The organism is Kitasatospora sp. NPDC057512 (assembly GCF_042802135.1).
GTDB lineage: Bacteria > Actinomycetota > Actinomycetes > Streptomycetales > Streptomycetaceae > Kitasatospora.
The window spans coordinates 1-1,888 of record NZ_JBHVET010001109.1 but is presented as its reverse complement, the minus strand read 5'-3'; the positions used below and the strand labels follow the sequence as shown (position 1 = coordinate 1,888).

At 73.5% G+C, this 1,888-nt stretch carries 2 protein-coding genes; both read right to left on the bottom strand.

The features are described 5' to 3' along the window. Window positions 1-64: 64 nt before the first annotated feature. Entirely contained in the window at window positions 65-595 is a 531-nt protein-coding gene (locus ACFU6K_RS38105) for an RICIN domain-containing protein (RefSeq protein WP_380671114.1), read from the bottom strand. A gap of 127 nt (window positions 596-722) precedes the next feature. After that, window positions 723-1,718, bottom strand: coding sequence for a helix-turn-helix domain-containing protein (locus ACFU6K_RS38100; protein ID WP_380671112.1), 996 nt, complete (start codon window positions 1,716-1,718; stop codon window positions 723-725). Window positions 1,719-1,888: the final 170 nt, after the last annotated feature.

The following is a 1,888-nucleotide window of genomic DNA, read 5'->3' as shown; positions in this document are numbered from 1 at the left end:
CGCGTAGGCGGGTGGGCCGCTCCCCCGCCCGCGAGACGACGGGCGGGGAGCGGCCGGCGGCTCGTTACCAGGACCAGAGCGCGCCGGACTGGCCCTTGTACTCCCACTGCTGGGCGTTGGCCCCGTTCGCGTGGGAGGAACTGGTGATCTCCAGGACCTTGCCGCTGTGGTTCCGGATCGTCCACCGGTTCGTCCGTTCCTGCGCCACCCACCACTTCGCGCCGTCCTGGCCGTTGCACGACCACTGCTGGGCCTCGGCGCCGTTCGAGGTGGAGGAGCTCTGGATCTCCAGGCACTTGCCGCTGTGGGTGTTCACGAGGTTCCAGTAGCCGTTGCCCGCGGACTGCCACTGCCACTTCGAGCCGGCCTGGCCCTTGCAGTCCCACTGCTGGGCCCGGGCGCCGTTCGCGGTGGAGGAGCTGGTGATCTCCAGGCACTTGCCGTCGTCGTTCTTGATCTCGATCCCTCCCGTGAGGCCGGCGTGCGAGTCGGCGAAGGCCTGGCCGCCGCCGAGGCCGGTCAACGCGAGCGTGAGGGCGGCGAGGCCGATGGCGGCGGCGGAGCGCGGGTTCCTGCGGAGTCCGTTGCTGGACATGGATGGTCCCCCTTCGAGGGTGTCGGTGTGTTCGCGTCCACCACCTGATCCCCCGTGGTGGACACAGCATCAGCTTGCCGAAACCCCACGGGAGTTGTCGTTAGCAGCCGGTCCACGTCCGCTTCGCTCAGCGTCCACCTGCGGCCGTTGCGGCGGCGTGGCGGAAGTCGCGGGGCGGCAGCCCGTACGCGCCGCGGAAGGCGCGGCTGAAGTCCGCGGCGCGGGGGAACCCGCAGCGGGCCGCGATGACGTGGACGGGGGTGGCGCCCAGAGCCGGGTCGGCGAGGTCGCGGCGGGCCCGTTCGAGGCGCTGGCGGCGGATCGAGGCGGCGACGGTATCCTCCTCGCCCTCGAAGAGGCGGTGCAGGTAGCTGACCGAGATGTGGTGCGCGGCGGCGACGGCGCCGGGATCGAGGTCCGGCTCGTGCAGGTGGGCGCGGATGAAGGCCCGGATCCGCTGGGTCAGGGCCCGGCGCCGGCTCTCCGGTGGGACGGCGTCCTCGGCGTCGAGGTGGTGGGCGAGCAGCGCCGACACCAGGTCGAGGGCGACGGTGCCCAGCCGGGGTGCGTCACCGGCCCGGTAGGCGCCGGGGTCGGCGGCGATGCCGGCGAGCAGTTGGACGAGCAGGGCGCCCACGCCCGTGCCCCCGGGCATCCGGCGGGCGGTGAGCGTGCCGATCCGGTCCGGCGACAGCGGCAGCGCCTGCCGGGGCACGGTCAGCCAGCCCCCGCGGAACCGCTGGCGCGGATCGTCGGTGCTCGCCCGGAGGAGGATGGGCCGGGCGCTGTCCTGCAGGACCACGTCGTGCGGGCGGTAGGCGCCGAGGCCGTCGGAGCGGACCGCGGTGGCGGTGTCGCCGAACGGAAGCGAGAACAGGTACAGCTCGGGGTCGGTGGACGAGCGGATCAGGCGTGGCGACCGGCTCGCGGCGAGCGGCGGGTGCTCCATCGTCCAGAGCGCCAGGTCGCCGAGCGGCAGGACGCGCACCTCGGACCGGAAGTCGGCCCTGTGCTCGGTGCGGACGTCGAACGGCGCGATCAGCCGGACGAGTTGCTGCTGCCAGTACTCGAAGCGGTCCCGTGGCTCCACGTCCTCGGTCCGGTACACCGACTCGTTCAGCATGCTCGCCCTCCCCTGGCTCGCCTTCCCCGTCCCGGCATTCTCACACCGCTGACGGGTCCGACCCGGGGGAAGAGGGGATCGGCCGGCGCGGCCGTCCTCGGACGAGGCCCGCGCCGGACGGCTTCGGCCGGAAGCGGTGCTCGCTTCGGGCGGCCCCGGCCAAGCTTGGC